Raw genomic sequence first — 17276 nt, 5'->3', positions numbered from 1 at the left:
TTCTTAATATAGGTTCAATGTTGTCCCAATATTTTGTTGTTGTGCCTGTTGATAAATAAAGTAAGCACTTGAAATATCTTCGATAGCCATACCCATCGGATTAAGTAATATGATTTCATCATCGTCTTCACGTCCTGGTATGTCACCTGTCACAAGTTGCCCTAGTTCAGCATGAAGTGCTTCTTTGCTGAATTTACCTTCTAACACCAATTGGTTAATAGTTTTCTTTTCTCGATTACATTGTGACCAGTCATCTACTACGACTTTGTCAGCTTTAATAAAGACTTCTTTATGTACATCCATGATAGAAATGTTGCTAATAAATGCACCCTTTTGTAACCAATCATATTCAATGTATGGTTGATCCGTTACGGTACATGTAATGACTACTTCACCATTTGATACTGCTTCTTTAGCATTTTCTGTCGCAATAAAATTAATTTCCGGACGCTGTTGTTGCCATCTATCAACAAAGCGTGCACATGCTTCAGAGAATTGATCGTAAACAAACACGCGTTCAATATGATCGAATTGCTCTAACATACTTTGTAATTGCTTGTCTCCGATTAGCCCGCATCCAATGATTGTTAAGTCTTTAAATCCTTTTTTAGCCAAATGCTTTGCTGCAATCACTGAAACTGCTGCAGTACGCATACTACTAATTAAACTTGCTTCCATAACTGCAATTGGATAATTCGTTTCTGGATCATTCAAAATAATGACGCCACTTGCACGCTCCATATTACGTTTCGATGGATTGTCGTGCTTACTACCTATCCACTTAATACCTGAAATTGCGTGTTCACCACCGATATGACTTGGCATTGCAATAATTCGATCTGCGATGTGTCCATTTTCAGGATCCTGTCTTAAATACGGCTTAAGCGGTTGTACAAAATCATTGTGCGCATGGGCTGTTAATGCTTCTGTTAATGCGTCCACATAAACTTGTGAATGATTACCTCCCGCTTGTTCAATATCTGATCTATTTAAATACAACATCTCTCTATTCATTCTGATTTAACTCCTTGTCTTGATTTCATTTTTTCTAACCATGTATCTGAATAAACTAAATCTAAGTAACGATCGCCTCGATCTGGTAAAATCGTGACAATTGTTGCACCTTCTTCAATTGACGTTATCAACTGCTCAATCGCTGCAATAATCGAACCTGTTGAACCTCCGGCAAATATGCCTTCATAATCAATCAGTTTTCGACAGCCCAAAGCAGATTGATAATCATCTACATGGATCACTTGATTAATTTCTGATCTATTCAATATTTCGGGTACACGACTAGCACCGATACCAGGTAATTCTCTATTAATAGGTTTGTCACCAAAAATGACTGACCCTTTCGCATCAACAGCAACAATTTGTGCGTTTGGATGCACTTCTTTTATTTTTCTACTCATACCCATAATGCTACCTGTCGTGCTGACTGGCGCGACAAAATAATCTATAGGTTGCTTAATTGTTTCAACAATCTCTGTGCCTGCACCATGATAATGGGATTGCCAATTTAACTCATTCGCATATTGATTAATCCAATATGCATCGTCAATAGTGGCTAACAGTTCTTGCACCTTTGCAATACGAGTCATTAAATAACCCCCATGTGCATCAGGTTCTTCAACCATTTCTACATTGGCACCATAACTTTTAATAATTTTCAAATTTGTTGGTGATATTTTAGGATCAACAACACACGTGAGTTTTAATCCCTTGATTTTAGCTATCATTGCCAACGCAATGCCTAAATTACCAGAAGTACTTTCAATTAAATGTGTATTCTCAGTGATTAAACCATGTTTAATACCATGTTCAATGATGTACTTGGCAGGTCGATCTTTCATGCTGCCTCCAGGATTCATATACTCTAACTTTGCAAACACTTCATGTTTCGGAAATAGTTGATGAAGTTGAACCATAGGTGTTTGCCCTACAGAATCTAACAATGAATCGTGACATGCTTGACTTTTTTCAATCAAAAGCGCTTCCTCCTCAAATTTAAAATTCTATAATATTGTGTGTTACCTAATTGATAATGATTCTCACTATCAAGTAATTAGGATTATATTTTTTATGAATTTATATGTCAAATAATTATAAGTTGCATGTAAATCATAAATATTTTATTGACTTAGGAAAAAATTTAATTCATACTAAATCGTGATAATGATTCTCATTGTCATACATCACGAAGGAGGCTAATTAGTCAATGAATAAAGTAATTAAAATGCTTGTTGTTACGCTTGCTTTCCTACTTGTTTTAGCAGGATGTAGTGGGAATTCAAATAAACAATCATCTGATAACAAAGATAAGGAAACAACTTCAATTAAACATGCAATGGGTACAACTGAAATTAAAGGGAAACCAAAGCGTGTTGTTACGCTATATCAAGGTGCCACTGACGTCGCTGTATCTTTAGGTGTTAAACCTGTAGGTGCTGTAGAATCATGGACACAAAAACCGAAATTCGAATACATAAAAAATGATTTAAAAGATACTAAGATTGTAGGTCAAGAACCTGCACCTAACTTAGAGGAAATCTCTAAATTAAAACCGGACTTAATTGTCGCGTCAAAAGTTAGAAACGAAAAAGTTTACGATCAATTATCTAAAATTGCACCAACAGTTTCTACTGATACAGTTTTCAAATTCAAAGATACAACTAAGTTAATGGGGAAAGCTTTAGGGAAAGAAAAAGAAGCTGAAGATTTACTTAAAAAGTACGATGATAAAGTAGCTGCATTCCAAAAAGATGCAAAAGCAAAGTATAAAGATGCATGGCCATTGAAAGCTTCAGTTGTTAACTTCCGTGCTGATCATACAAGAATTTATGCTGGTGGATATGCTGGTGAAATCTTAAATGATTTAGGATTCAAACGTAATAAAGACTTACAAAAACAAGTTGATAATGGTAAAGATATTATCCAACTTACATCTAAAGAAAGCATTCCATTAATGAACGCTGATCATATTTTTGTAGTAAAATCAGATCCAAATGCGAAAGATGCTGCATTAGTTAAAAAGACTGAAAGCGAATGGACTTCAAGTAAAGAGTGGAAAAATTTAGACGCAGTTAAAAACAACCAAGTATCTGATGATTTAGATGAAATCACTTGGAACTTAGCTGGCGGATATAAATCTTCATTAAAACTTATTGACGATTTATATGAAAAGTTAAATATTGAAAAACAATCAAAATAATTAAGGAGTTTTACGATGCTACTTAAACCAAAATACCAAATCGTTATTGCTGGTTTATGTCTTGCAATAGTAGCTATCTTAAGTTTAATGATTGGAAATACGCTTGTGTCACCAGGTACGGTGATACAGGCGTTATTCAACTTTGATAGTGAAAACGATTTACATGATGTTGTCACTGGTGCACGGGCGTCGAGAACAATCATTGCGTTATTGACTGGTGCTGCCCTTGCTGTCTCAGGTTTGTTGATGCAAGCACTTACACGAAACCCAATAGCCTCACCAGGGCTTTTCGGTGTCAATGCAGGCGCAGTATTTTTTGTCATTTTTAGTATTACATTTATCCAAATTCAATCTTTTAAAATGATTGTAGTTATTGCATTTTTAGGTGCCATTGTTGTTACTATATTAGTTGTTGCGCTAGGTATGTTTAGACAAACACTATTCTCACCTCACCGTGTCATTTTGGCAGGTGCTGCGATTGCGATGCTATTTACAGCCTTTACTCAAGGCATACTTATTATGAACGAAACAGACTTACAAGGCCTATTATTTTGGTTAAGTGGCTCCGTTTCATTACGTAATATTTGGGATATCCCATGGATTATTCCGCTTGTATTGATACTTATTTTAATTGCATTTAGCATGGCTGCACACATCAACATCTTGATGACAAGTGACGACATTGCAACCGGCCTCGGTCAAAACATAAAATTAATCAAATGGATGATTATTATGCTCATCAGTATGTTAGCCGGTATTTCGGTAGCCGTAGCTGGATCAATCATCTTTGTGGGTCTTATCGTACCGAATATTAGCAAACGATTATTACCACCAAACTATAAGTATTTAATTCCTTTTACTGCATTAGCTGGAGCAATCCTAATGATCATTTCAGACATTGTTGCTCGTATAATAATTAAGCCATTAGAGTTGCCTATCGGTGTCGTTACCGCTGTCATTGGCGCTATTGTCTTAATCTATATTATGAAGAAAGGACGTCAACGCTTATGACCGAAAAGATTAATAAAAAAGACAATTACCATCTCATCTTCGCGTTAATCTTTTTAGCCATCGTTTCAGTGGTAAGTATGATGATTGGTTCAAGCTTTATACCATTACAACGCGTACTGATGTACTTTATAAATCCAAATGACAGTATAGATCAATTCACTTTAGAAGTATTACGCTTACCTCGCATTACACTTGCGATATTAGCTGGTGCCGCACTAGGGATGAGTGGTTTAATGTTACAAAATGTATTGAAAAATCCAATTGCCTCACCAGATATTATCGGAATCACAGGTGGTGCTAGCTTAAGTGCTGTTGTCTTTATTGCATTTTTCAGCCATTTAACGATACATTTACTTCCACTATTTGCAGTATTAGGTGGCGCAGTTGCAATGATGATACTATTAGTGTTTCAAACGAAAGGACAAATACGCCCGACAACACTCATAATCATCGGTATTTCGATGCAAACGTTGTTTATTGCGCTTGTCCAAGGATTACTCATTACAACGAAGCAATTATCTGCTGCCAAAGCTTATACATGGCTAGTCGGAAGTCTTTACGGTGCTACGTTTAAAGATACAATCATTTTGGGTATGGTTATTTTAGCTGTTGTGCCGTTGTTATTTCTTGTTATACCAAAAATGAAAATATCTATACTTGATGACCCTGTAGCGATTGGCTTAGGCTTACATGTACAACGTATGAAACTAATCCAATTAATCACTTCTACTATACTCGTATCTATGGCAATCAGTTTAGTAGGTAACATTGGGTTTGTCGGTTTAATCGCACCACATATCGCGAAAACAATCGTTCGCGGAAGTTATGCTAAAAAGTTACTAATGTCAGCAATGATTGGTGCCATATCAATTGTTATTGCAGACTTAATTGGGCGTACCTTATTCTTGCCTAAAGAAGTGCCAGCAGGTGTATTTATTGCTGCTTTTGGTGCCCCATTCTTCATATACTTATTATTAACCGTGAAAAAGTTATAACGATATTATTAAAACAAAATGACCTCACAACGAAGTTAGCTAAATGATTCAGTTAACTAACAGTTGCGAGGTTTTTTTATACATATAGTTGTTGTTATTGTTAACAAGCGTCGACTTTCTTAATTACATATTAATACTTTATATACAAATAACACCGACTCATATTCTATAATATCAATCAATATTCTTCGATTTTTCAAATATCGATAACTATTTCTTATTTAAATATAGTGTTTGATAATGTCATTTATTCAAAAACACAAATTTTAATAAAAATATCATATTATTTTTAATTGTAAATTATGGATTATTTTTCTTATTATATTGTGTTATATTAAAATAAAGTGCATATACAAGGAGATAAAACAATGAAATATAATAACCATGACAAAATTAGAGATTTTATAATCATTGAAGCATATATGTTTCGTTTTAAGAAAAAAGTCAAGCCTGAAGTCGATATGACTATAAAAGAATTTATATTACTGACTTATTTATTTCATCAGCAAGAAAACACACTTCCATTTAAGAAGATTGTTTCAGATTTATGTTATAAACAATCGGATTTAGTACAGCATATAAAAGTACTTGTGAAACATTCATATATTAGTAAAGTTCGAAGTAAAATTGATGAGCGTAATACTTACATTTCAATATCTGAAGAACAACGAGAGAAAATTGCAGAACGTGTTACATTGTTTGATCAAATCATTAAACAATTTAACCTTGCAGATCAAAGTGAATCACAGATGATACCAAAAGATAGTAAAGAATTTCTAAACTTGATGATGTATACAATGTATTTCAAGAATATTATCAAAAAACATCTAACATTAAGTTTTGTAGAATTCACAATTCTAGCTATTATCACTTCTCAAAATAAAAACATCGTTCTTCTTAAAGATTTAATTGAAACAATCCACCATAAATACCCTCAAACTGTTAGAGCTCTCAATAATTTAAAAAAGCAAGGCTATCTAATAAAAGAACGCTCAACTGAAGATGAAAGAAAAATTTTAATTCATATGGATGACGCGCAGCAAGACCATGCTGAACAATTATTAGCTCAAGTGAATCAATTATTAGCAGATAAAGATCATTTACATCTTGTTTTTGAATAATATCTCTATTACGCAAGTGTGCTGTATTCTAAAGTGCACTTGTGTTTTCTATTTTTTAATAAAACCTCAGCACATAATGAACAACTTTCTATTTTCTATATCACTTAAAACCATTTCCGAAATTAAACCTCAGCACATTCAAAGCCCCACTTTATTCTTAAAAATATTTTTCAACTCATATGTATTAAACCGCTTTCATTATAAAAAATATCTCTATATTTTATCTGTTTTTATTAATCGAAATAGCGTGATTTTGCGGTTTTAAGCCTTTTACTCCCTGAATAAATCTTTCAGCAAAATATTTATTTTATAAGTTGTAAAACTTACCTTTAAATTTAATTATAAATATAGATTTTAGTATTGCAATACATAATTCGTTATATTATGATGACTTTACAAATACATACAGGGGGTATTAATTTGAAAAAGAAAAACATTTATTCAATTCGTAAACTAGGTGTAGGTATTGCATCTGTAACTTTAGGTACATTACTTATATCTGGTGGCGTAACACCTGCTGCAAATGCTGCGCAACACGATGAAGCTCAACAAAATGCTTTTTATCAAGTCTTAAATATGCCTAACTTAAATGCTGATCAACGCAATGGTTTTATCCAAAGCCTTAAAGATGATCCAAGCCAAAGTGCTAACGTTTTAGGTGAAGCTCAAAAACTTAATGACTCTCAAGCTCCAAAAGCTGATGCGCAACAAAATAACTTCAACAAAGATCAACAAAGCGCCTTCTATGAAATTTTGAACATGCCTAACTTAAACGAAGCGCAACGCAATGGTTTCATTCAAAGTCTTAAAGATGATCCAAGCCAAAGCACTAACGTTTTAGGTGAAGCTAAAAAATTAAACGAATCTCAAGCACCGAAAGCTGACAACAATTTCAACAAATAACAACAAAATGCTTTCTATGAAATCTTGAACATGCCTAACTTGAACGAAGAACAACGCAATGGTTTCATCCAAAGCTTAAAAGATGACCCAAGCCAAAGCGCTAACCTTTTAGCAGAAGCTAAAAAGCTAAATGATGCACAAGCACCAAAAGCTGACAACAAATTCAACAAAGAACAACAAAATGCTTTCTATGAAATTTTACATTTACCTAACTTAACTGAAGAACAACGTAACGGCTTCATCCAAAGCCTTAAAGACGATCCTTCAGTGAGCAAAGAAATTTTAGCAGAAGCTAAAAAGCTAAACGATGCTCAAGCACCAAAAGAGGAAGACAACAACAAACCTGGTAAAGAAGACGGCAACAAACCTGGCAAAGAAGACAACAACAAGCCTGGTAAAGAAGACAACAACAAGCCTGGCAAAGAAGACGGCAACAAGCCTGGTAAAGAAGACAACAAAAAACCTGGTAAAGAAGATGGCAACGGAGTACATGTCGTTAAACCTGGTGATACAGTAAATGACATTGCAAAAGCAAACGGCACTACTGCTGACAAAATTGCTGCAGATAACAAATTAGCTGATAAAAACATGATCAAACCTGGTCAAGAACTTGTTGTTGATAAGAAGCAACCAGCAAACCATGCAGATGCTAACAAAGCTCAAGCATTACCAGAAACTGGTGAAGAAAATCCATTCATCGGTACAACTGTATTTGGTGGATTATCATTAGCCTTAGGTGCAGCGTTATTAGCTGGACGTCGTCGCGAACTATAAAAACAAACAATACACAACGATAGATATCATTTTATCCAAACCAATTTTAACTTATATACGTTGATTAACACATTCTTATTTGAAATGATAAGAATCATCTAAATGCACTGAGCAACATCTTTTGTTGCTCAGTGCATTTTTTATTTTACTTACTTTTCTAAACAACTTCTGAAACGCCTCAACACTTTCTACTCTAATTACATATACGACATTTTTAGACATTAAAAAATCGAACTAGACAAGATGCTCAATGCATTTCGTACTAGTTCGATTCATGAATAATTAGATGTAAAATGTCATTTGAATCCAAGTGACAACATTATTTATATTTAGAATATTAACGTTAGTATAAACGTCCAAACACAAATAAAGGCAACAAATATAATACTGTATTTTAACGTCATTTTTAATAATGCAGATTCTTCACCAACTTTTTTAACAGCTGCAGTCGCAATGGCAATTGATTGTGGTGAAATAAGTTTCGCTGCTACACCACCTGCAGTGTTAGCTGCCACAAGTAATGAACCGCTTGTTGAAATTTGTTGTGCCACTGTCGCTTGAATAGGTGCGAATAAAGTATTGTTATTTACAACTGAACCAGTCATAAACACACCAATCCAACCTAATACTGGAGAGAATAATGGGAAAATTGCTCCCGCTTTAGCAATACCTTGTCCAATTGCTACAGTCAAACCACCGTATGTCATAACTTTAGCAATAGCTAGGATAGCTGAAATTGTAAGGATCGGTAACCATAATTCTTTAATTGCTTCGACCAATAAAGCACCTGCACTTTTCCATTTTAACTTCGTAATTAAAATTGTAATAATTACTGTTAATAAAATCGCTGTCCCAGTTGCACCAATTAAATCGAGACGCAACGCAATTCCTTTAGGCGATAAATCACTCACAGTATTCGGAATTGGCATTTTTAATACTAAACTTTCAAGCGCACCTCCAGGTTGGAATAATTTTTTGAAGAATGGTGCACTCCATACTAATACAAAGGCAGTTAAAATTACGAATGGACTCCAAGCAAAGACAATTTCTTTAGGCGTTCGTTTTTGAATTTTATGTTCAGACGCTTCCAATCTGAAAATGTTTTTCGGTTTAAATTTACGACAAACAAATGCTAACACCACCATTGTTGCTAGTGATGGAATAATGTCTGCTAGTTCTGGACCATGGAATATTGTTAATAATAATTGTAATCCAGTATATGTACCACTCACTGTTAAGATGACAGGTAAAATTTCTTTAATACCTTTCATGCCATCTATAACGAATACTAAAACAAATGGGATAATAAAGTTTAAAATTGGAAGTGTTAATGCTGAATATCTCGCAACATCTAATGTTGTAACGCCTCCACTTAAGTTAAACGTATCAATAATACTAACTGGTAAACCAATTGCACCAAAGGCACCCGCCGCACCATTAGCAATTAAGCATAACATCGCTGCTTTTAATGGTTCAAATCCAAGTTGAATCAATAACACTGCACAAATTGCAATCGGCACACCAAATCCTGCTGCACCTTCTAAAAATGCGTTGAAACAAAATCCAATTAATAATAGTTGGATTCTTTGGTCTTCTGAAATACTTGCAATACTATCTTGAATAATAGAAAATTGTCCTGTTTTAATAGAAACTTTATATAACCAAACTGCCATTAAAACGATATATCCTATTGGAAAAATACCGGCAACAACGCCTTCTGTAATCGCACCTGCTGATACACGCGCTGGTAATTCAAATACAAATAAAGCCACAATCAATGTAACAACCAAAGTTGTCAATGCTGCATAAATGCCTTTCATTTTAAAAACGGTTAAGCATAATAAAAATAAAATAATAGGTACTGCTGCAACTAAGGCTGATAATCCAACATTATCGAATGGATTTACAGTAAGTAGTGTCATAATGACTCCCTCTCTTTATATAAAATATTTATCATCCTGATTAATCTACAACCTATTTCAACTTATATTTTGCGATGATCACATATTTAAAATGTAACACTCCTATATGTGACAGGCAATCGAATTTTTACAAAAAGTTCACAAAATATACACAATATTTAACTATAATAAATAATATATCATTTTAATTATAAATACTAGATATTATTTATAATAATCTCAGGAATCCGCTTCAAAACTGCATCATGAGAGTTTATATTTTTATTGAGAATCTCTCATTTTATGAATTGTAGGAAGTAAACAAAATATGACAAGCGTCAAACCAATGATAATGATAAATATCATATTAAACCATAGTAAATTGAATTGATGATGGTGTTGTATTTGCCAAATTTCTAATACTGTGAAGATAGACATATAGCTCATAATCTCTAAATTTAACGTACTTAAAAATAATTTAATCGCTCGAATTTCACGTGGTGTATGATTATAATGTGACCATTTGGCTAATCGTTCATAGTATCTACCTGCAATGAAAAATATAAGCCAAATCACTATAAATGCGCTATTAATCAAAAGCAGCACCCATTTATCAGCAAAGTTATCAGCATCCCCTGCTAAATTATAGTGAATAGGTACTTTGGTTGGTAATTTTGAATAGGTCACTACTGTATAGCACATCATAGCTAAGTAAATAAGTAGACTTAATATTGTAAAAGACCTGATTTTAGACATTCTATCGCCTCTTTCTTTACATTTTGTGTATAACACTCTGCCTATTTTACCTTTTAATTACATTACCCCAAACGATTAAACAATATGTAATGATACTATAATTGCGTCAGGAGTATCCGCTTGTTAAATGTGCATAGCTTATATTTAGCTGTTTAACATGCCACATAATGATTCGAATTATTGTTTTAATTAAACCTTTTTCACATATGTATAAATTTTATAGAGCGCATGCTTAATATTTTCATTTGATTCAAAGGCAAAAGATAGCCTTATACTCTTTTCTTTACTGCCATAAATGTAACCCGGATTGATTAATATTTTTTCTTTACTTAACAATTCGTAGAATAAATATTTAATATCTATATCTATTTTAAAGACTAACCATACAAAATAACCTCCACTTGGAACCTCCCAATGTGCTATATCCTTAAATAAATTATTGAGGATGTTTAACATAAAGTCTCGTTTATCTTTTAAAACATACCTTAACTTTACTAAGTGTTTATCATAAGACTTATTTTTCAACATCTCATATACAACCATTTGTGACAAAATACTGGATCCATAGTCAATTTGCATTCTTACATCTGCCAATTGCTCTATTATTTTTTCAGAAGCAACAATCCAACCTATTCTTATTGCTGGTGCAATCGTTTTTGAAAAACTGCTTATATGTATAACTTTTCCCAATTTATCATAAGTTTTGATAGAAGGAGTTGGATCGCTAAAGAAAATATCTCTAAAGATATCATCTTCAATGATAGGAATATTATGTCTTTCGCTATAAGTAATTATATTTTTCTTTTGCTCATTCGTTAAAGAACGACCTGTCGGGTTATTAAACCTAGGTTCTATATAAATCGCTTTATTTTTAAAATTAATAAATCTATCAATGATGGTATCAATTTCATTAATTTGATTATAAGGAACATCAATATGTCTAAAATTCAATTGCTCAAAAACATTTGTAGAGTGAATATATGATGGTGTATTCGAAATTATTATGGCATCTTGACCTAAAAACCCAATAGATAAAAGTTGAATGGCATGTAAAGCGCCTGAAGTGATCATTACATTTTCTCTACCTACATTTATACCTTGCTTTGACATTCGTTCAACGATAATATCTCTTAACTTGATATAACCATAACCATTATTATAACCAAAAGATAAGTCTTCAATATGACTGGCTGTATTAGACATGGCTTTTTTCAATTGAATATGTGGCATTAACGATATACCCAATTCACCTTTACTTATATGTATATACGAATCATCTGTCTCAATTTTATTAATTAATTGCACCGTATACTGACTTCTTTGTTGAGAGGACCATAACATCATTTCAGACCACTTATTTGTAATATGTGCTTCATTCAAATAGTCATTAACATATGTTCCACTACCTACTTTAGTATAGATAAATCCTTCAGCTTCTAATAACTCAATACTTTTAATAATCGTTACTCTATTTACGTTGTACTGTATCGCCAACTGCCTATGTGAAGGTATTTTCATTCCATAAAACCAATCCCCTGTGATTATTTTATCTCTTATGTCACTAGCAATATCTTTATATTTAGCCATCTTCTCCCTCCCTTTTAAAATTGGATAGGTAAATCCATTCAAAATTGGTTGTACTCATTTTAAATCATATTTTTTAATATAGAAACACATAATTAAAGGAGTGATGATATTAATGAATAAACTTCGAGACACTACTTTTCTATCATATTTATTTACTATCATATTGTGGGGATCTGCATTTCCAATGATAAAGATTGCGTTAAATGATTTTAGTGCAGAATCATTGTCGGCATTTCGTTTAATTTTAGCAACAATAATTCTCTTGCCGTTCGTAATTATAAAGAAATTGCCTACCCCTGAACTAAGAGATATCCCTGTTATTTTTATTTTAGGATTTTGTGGATTTGTGATATATCACACAGCTTTAAATTTTGGTGAAACTTTGATTAGTGCAGGTATATCTGGAATTCTAGTCTCTACAACGCCTATTTTTTCTAGTGCTTTAGCTTATATATTTTTAAAAGAGCATTTTTCAAAATGGAATTGGTTAAGTTCACTCGTCGCATTTATAGGAATATCCATTATTTCAATAAGTAAAGATGATTACACAACTATTAATGTATTAGGTGTTTTTATTATTTTACTTGCATCTTTTAGTGAAAGTTTGTATTTTACTTTCCAGAAAAAATACATAGAAAAATACGGCTTCATCGCTTTCACACTATATACAATAATGGCAAGCTCACCATTTATGCTTATTTTTATTCCTGAAATCATCAACGATATACACGGCGCCACTTTTACATCAATAGTATCGGTACTTTATTTAGCTATATTCCCTACTATAATTCCATACGTTTTGCTTGCTTATATCGTGAAGTCAGTTGGTGTCTCTGATGCAACAATGTCTCTTTATTTAACACCTATCGTTTCTTTATTATTATCTTATCTGTTATTAGACGAGCTACCAACAACCCTTGCTATTATAGGTGGAATTATCACTCTACTAGGCGTTAGTTTAAGTAACTTCTTTCAAAATACATAATTATTCCAAGTCCCGCACCTAAGAATCCAAAAACATTCGAGTGATAAAATTTTAAAAATCAAAAATATAAAAAAGATCTAATTTTGTCAAATTTACCAATATAAATACTAATATTTGCAATTCACAAAGGGGTATAGTCTGAGTGTATTCCAATACGAAAGGACTTGGTGGATATGTATTACAGTTATGGAAATTATGAAGCATTTGCGCGCCCTAAAAAACCTGAAAATGTAGAAAACAAATCCGCTTACTTAATCGGATCTGGTCTAGCTTCACTTGCTGCAGCTTGTTTTTTAATAAGGGATGGTCAAATGGAAGGTTCTAAGATTCATATTTTAGAAGAGTTACCTAAAGCAGGTGGTAGTCTTGACGGAGAAAATATTCCTTTAAAAGGCTATGTTGTCCGCGGTGGTCGTGAAATGGAGAACCACTTTGAATGTTTGTGGGACTTATTCAGATCTATCCCTTCATTAGAAATCGATAACGCGTCAGTATTAGATGAATTCTATTGGTTAAACAAAGAAGATCCTAACTATTCTCGTTGTCGTGTTATTGAGAAACAGGGTCAACGTTTAGTCACAGATGGAGACTTCACTTTGACTAAAACGGCGATTAAAGAAATTTTAGATTTATGCTTAACGAATGAAGAAGATTTAGATGATGTCAAAATAACAGATGTATTTTCCGATGACTTCTTTAATTCAAACTTTTGGATTTACTGGAAAACGATGTTTGCATTTGAACCGTGGCATTCTGCAATGGAAATGCGTCGCTATCTAATGCGATTCGTTCATCATATTGGTGGTCTCGCAGACTTTTCAGCTTTAAAATTCACTAAATATAATCAATATGAATCTTTAGTATTACCTATGGTTGAATATTTAAAATCGCATGGGGTTCAATTTGAATACGATGTAAAAGTAGAAGATATTAAAGTAGATGTTACGACAAGTCAAAAAATTGCCCGAGAAATATTAATTCACCGACATGGCAAAGCAGAGTCAATTAAACTGACTGTAGATGATCTTGTCTTTGTGACAAACGGTAGTATTACGGAAAGCTCTACGTATGGTGATAATGATACACCAGCACCACCAACTGACGAATTAGGTGGTAGTTGGACACTATGGAAAAATTTAGCGCGACAAAGTCCTGAATTTGGTAATCCTGATAAGTTTTGCCAAAATATTCCTCAAAAAAGTTGGTTTGTTTCTGCAACATCGACAACTAACAATAAAGATATTATCGATACAATAGAAAGCATTTGTAAACGTGATCCACTTGCAGGCAAAACGGTTACTGGCGGAATTATTACAATCAATGATTCTGCATGGCAAATCAGTTTTACAATCAATCGTCAGCAACAGTTTAAAGACCAACCTAAAAATGAAATATCTACATGGATTTATGCCTTATATTCAGATGTAAATGGCGATTATATTAAAAAGCCAATCACAGAATGTAGTGGTAATGAAATATGTCAAGAATGGCTGTATCACTTAGGTGTATCAACTGACAAAATTGAAGACTTAGCAAAACATGCATCTAATACGATTCCTGTTTATATGCCATATATCACATCTTATTTCATGACGCGTGCTATCGGCGACAGACCTTTAGTCGTCCCGCATCAATCTCAGAACTTAGCATTTATTGGTAACTTTGCAGAAACAGAGCGAGACACTGTATTTACAACAGAATATTCGGTTCGTACTGCCATGGAAGCTGTTTATCAATTACTAAATATAGATCGTGGTATTCCAGAGGTCATCAATAGTACATTTGATCTTCGCGTCTTAATGGATGCCGTATACGAACTGAATGACCATCAAGATTTGCGCGAGATTACTAAAGATTCGAAAATGCAAAAACTCGCATTAGCTGGATTCCTTAAAAAGATAAAAGGTACGTACATTGAGACATTATTAAAAGAACACAAATTGTTATAACGAAAACCATTAATAGATTTTTATTTGGTGATTTCAAATCATGGAGTGGGATAGAAATGATATGTTCACAAACTTTATTTCGTTATCCCACTCACATGATTTTTTTGATGAAACATAATTACATGATTGATTGCGTCATTTTGTTAAACAAGTGATTGCAAACCTGCCATTTCACACTGAAAATTTACATAATAAGTGACGATATTTTACAAGTCATATACAAATAACATATATTGTTAAATAATTTTACCTAATCTTAACATTAAATTTACAATTATAAGCGATAATCTAAATATAAAGCTTATTTGAGGTGAAATAATGGAAATGTCGGTTACAGAAGTCATTTTCTCCTTTTTAGGTGGTTTAGGTATTTTCCTTTACGGCTTAAAAATCATGGGAGACGGGCTTCAAGCATCAGCAGGAGACAGGCTACGAGATATTTTAAACAAATTTACATCAAATCCAGTATTAGGTGTTATTGCAGGTATCGTTGTAACTATTTTAATACAAAGTAGTTCAGGTACGACCGTTATCACAATCGGACTGGTAACAGCTGGATTTATGACATTGAAACAAGCCATTGGAGTGATAATGGGTGCTAATATCGGAACAACGGTAACTGCATTTATTATCGGTATAGATTTAGGCGAATATGCAATGCCAATTTTAGCATTAGGTGCATTTTTAATCTTTTTCTTTAAACGCTCTAAAATCAATAACATTGGCCGCATACTATTCGGTTTCGGTTCTCTATTCTTCGGTCTAGAATTTATGGGTGATGCCGTTAAACCTTTAGCATCATTAGATGGATTTAAACAATTAATGCTTGATATGTCATCAAATCCAATACTTGCTGTCATTGTCGGCGCAGGGTTAACAGCACTAGTTCAAAGTTCAAGTGCGACAATTGGTATTTTACAAGAATTTTATCAACAAGATTTAATCAGCTTAAACGCAGCAATCCCTGTGTTACTAGGCGATAATATTGGTACAACGATTACAGCTATCTTAGCTAGTTTAGCCGGCTCAATCGCTGCAAAACGTGCGGCGCTTGTACACGTCATCTTTAACTTAATCGGGGTAATTATCTTCACAATTTTCTTGCCAGTTGTGATTCATTTGATTAGTTTGTTACAAGATGTATGGCACTTAAAACCAGCGATGACGATTGCAGTATCACATGGTATCTTCAACATAACAAATACTTTGATTCAATTACCATTTGTAGCAGGTTTAGCATGGATAGTTACAAAGCTTGTCCCAGGTAAAGATATTGCTGATGACTATAAACCTCAGCACTTAAACAAAGATCTTGTTTATCACGCACCTGGTGTTGCATTACAAGAAACTCAAAAAGAATTACAAAATGTGGGTCAGATTGTCTTAACGATGTTTGAAGACATTCGCGAAATTACAAAAGACGATAAAAAATTGATCAAAAAGCTTGAACAAAAGCATCAAGCTGTTGAAACAATCAATGATAGTATTCGAAATTATTTAGTTAGAATTTCTACAAAAGCCATAACGAAGGCAGACGTTGAGCGTTTAGCAGTTATGTTTGATGTCAATCGCTCTATTTTAAAAGTAGCAGAGCTAACAGAAGAGTATGTCGCTCAATTAAAACGCCAACATGATGAAGATATTCGCATTACAGAAGATGCACAACGCGGTATGGATAAATTATTCAACCATGTTGCTGAGTCATTTGATAAAGCCATCGACATGTTAGATGTTTATGACAAAACGAAAAAAGATGAAATTGTAGAACGTAGTAGAGAATCATTTAATATTGAACATAAACTACGCAAAGGTCATATTAAACGCCTTAATCGTGGTGAATGTACAACAAAAGGCGGATTACTATATATCGATATGATTGGTGTTCTTGAACGTATCGGTTATCATTCACGAAATGTTTCTGAAGCACTTGTTGGCCTTAACGATGATGTACCTACAGATGAAGAAATTGCAACAACTGAAATTTAATTTTTACTGTCTTATTTATATTCATATTTTTTTAAAATTAGAGATTCAGATGCATGTAAAACAGGCTGGGACATAAATCCCTAAAAAACAGCAG

General features: G+C 33.3%; 12 protein-coding genes and 1 pseudogene. 8 read left to right on the top strand and 5 right to left on the bottom strand.

Going from position 1 to position 17276, the window contains the following annotated elements; genetic code table 11:
• Nucleotides 1-3: 3 nt before the first annotated feature.
• Nucleotides 4-1014: an N-[(2S)-2-amino-2-carboxyethyl]-L-glutamate dehydrogenase SbnB gene (sbnB, locus tag HMPREF3247_RS07530; protein WP_001078456.1), complete on the bottom strand. Its 1011-nt coding sequence runs from the start codon at nucleotides 1012-1014 to the stop codon at nucleotides 4-6.
• Nucleotides 1011-1991, bottom strand: a complete 981-nt coding sequence (gene sbnA, locus HMPREF3247_RS07525; protein WP_000570808.1) for a 2,3-diaminopropionate biosynthesis protein SbnA — start codon at nucleotides 1989-1991, stop codon at nucleotides 1011-1013. The genes sbnB and sbnA overlap by 4 nt, the downstream gene beginning before the upstream one ends.
• A gap of 230 nt (nucleotides 1992-2221) precedes the next feature.
• Between sbnA and sirA the strand changes: the two genes are divergently transcribed.
• From sirA to spa, 5 genes and pseudogenes are all read left to right on the top strand, one after another.
• A complete protein-coding gene (sirA, locus tag HMPREF3247_RS07520) occupies nucleotides 2222-3214 on the top strand; it encodes a staphyloferrin B ABC transporter substrate-binding protein SirA (protein WP_001045111.1) in 993 nt (330 codons plus the stop codon).
• Nucleotides 3215-3229: 15 nt separating this feature from the next.
• A complete protein-coding gene (sirB, locus tag HMPREF3247_RS07515; RefSeq protein ID WP_000924989.1) occupies nucleotides 3230-4225 on the top strand; it encodes a staphyloferrin B ABC transporter permease subunit SirB in 996 nt (331 codons plus the stop codon).
• The gene (gene sirC / locus HMPREF3247_RS07510) at nucleotides 4222-5220 is read left to right on the top strand and encodes a staphyloferrin B ABC transporter permease subunit SirC (RefSeq protein ID WP_000136629.1); all 999 of its coding nucleotides are present in this window, start codon (nucleotides 4222-4224) and stop codon (nucleotides 5218-5220) included. The genes sirB and sirC overlap by 4 nt, the downstream gene beginning before the upstream one ends.
• Nucleotides 5221-5588: 368 nt before the next feature.
• The gene (gene sarS, locus HMPREF3247_RS07505) at nucleotides 5589-6341 is read left to right on the top strand and encodes an HTH-type transcriptional regulator SarS (protein ID WP_000876756.1); all 753 of its coding nucleotides are present in this window, start codon (nucleotides 5589-5591) and stop codon (nucleotides 6339-6341) included.
• 420 nt (nucleotides 6342-6761) lie between these two features.
• Nucleotides 6762-8018 (top strand): annotated as a pseudogene (gene spa / locus HMPREF3247_RS07500) (staphylococcal protein A).
• A 329-nt stretch (nucleotides 8019-8347) separates the two neighbouring features.
• Here spa and HMPREF3247_RS07495 read toward each other — a convergent pair.
• From HMPREF3247_RS07495 to HMPREF3247_RS07485, 3 genes are all read right to left on the bottom strand, one after another.
• Nucleotides 8348-9940 carry an L-lactate permease gene (locus HMPREF3247_RS07495; protein ID WP_000173898.1) on the bottom strand — a complete coding sequence of 531 codons (1593 nt, stop codon included), beginning with the start codon at nucleotides 9938-9940 and terminating at the stop codon, nucleotides 8348-8350.
• Nucleotides 9941-10201: 261 nt separating this feature from the next.
• Complete coding sequence (locus tag HMPREF3247_RS07490) at nucleotides 10202-10675, bottom strand: DUF1648 domain-containing protein (protein WP_000036331.1); 474 nt, start codon at nucleotides 10673-10675, stop codon at nucleotides 10202-10204.
• 189 nt (nucleotides 10676-10864) lie between these two features.
• Nucleotides 10865-12262 (bottom strand): aminotransferase-like domain-containing protein, encoded by a 1398-nt coding sequence (locus HMPREF3247_RS07485; RefSeq protein WP_001151814.1) that lies wholly within the window; start codon nucleotides 12260-12262, stop codon nucleotides 10865-10867.
• A gap of 112 nt (nucleotides 12263-12374) precedes the next feature.
• Between HMPREF3247_RS07485 and HMPREF3247_RS07480 the strand changes: the two genes are divergently transcribed.
• From HMPREF3247_RS07480 to HMPREF3247_RS07470, 3 genes are all read left to right on the top strand, one after another.
• Nucleotides 12375-13247 carry a DMT family transporter gene (locus tag HMPREF3247_RS07480; protein ID WP_001038103.1) on the top strand — a complete coding sequence of 291 codons (873 nt, stop codon included), beginning with the start codon at nucleotides 12375-12377 and terminating at the stop codon, nucleotides 13245-13247.
• Nucleotides 13248-13420: 173 nt separating this feature from the next.
• Nucleotides 13421-15196 (top strand): oleate hydratase, encoded by a 1776-nt coding sequence (locus HMPREF3247_RS07475; RefSeq protein ID WP_000291830.1) that lies wholly within the window; start codon nucleotides 13421-13423, stop codon nucleotides 15194-15196.
• Nucleotides 15197-15520: 324 nt separating this feature from the next.
• Nucleotides 15521-17182, top strand: a complete 1662-nt coding sequence (locus HMPREF3247_RS07470) for a Na/Pi cotransporter family protein (RefSeq protein WP_072353806.1) — start codon at nucleotides 15521-15523, stop codon at nucleotides 17180-17182.
• Nucleotides 17183-17276: the final 94 nt, after the last annotated feature.

This window comes from Staphylococcus sp. HMSC36A10, from assembly GCF_001838845.1.
Taxonomy (GTDB): domain Bacteria; phylum Bacillota; class Bacilli; order Staphylococcales; family Staphylococcaceae; genus Staphylococcus; species Staphylococcus aureus.
Note: the sequence above shows the minus strand (reverse complement) of the source record. Positions and strands in the feature narration are given on the sequence as shown.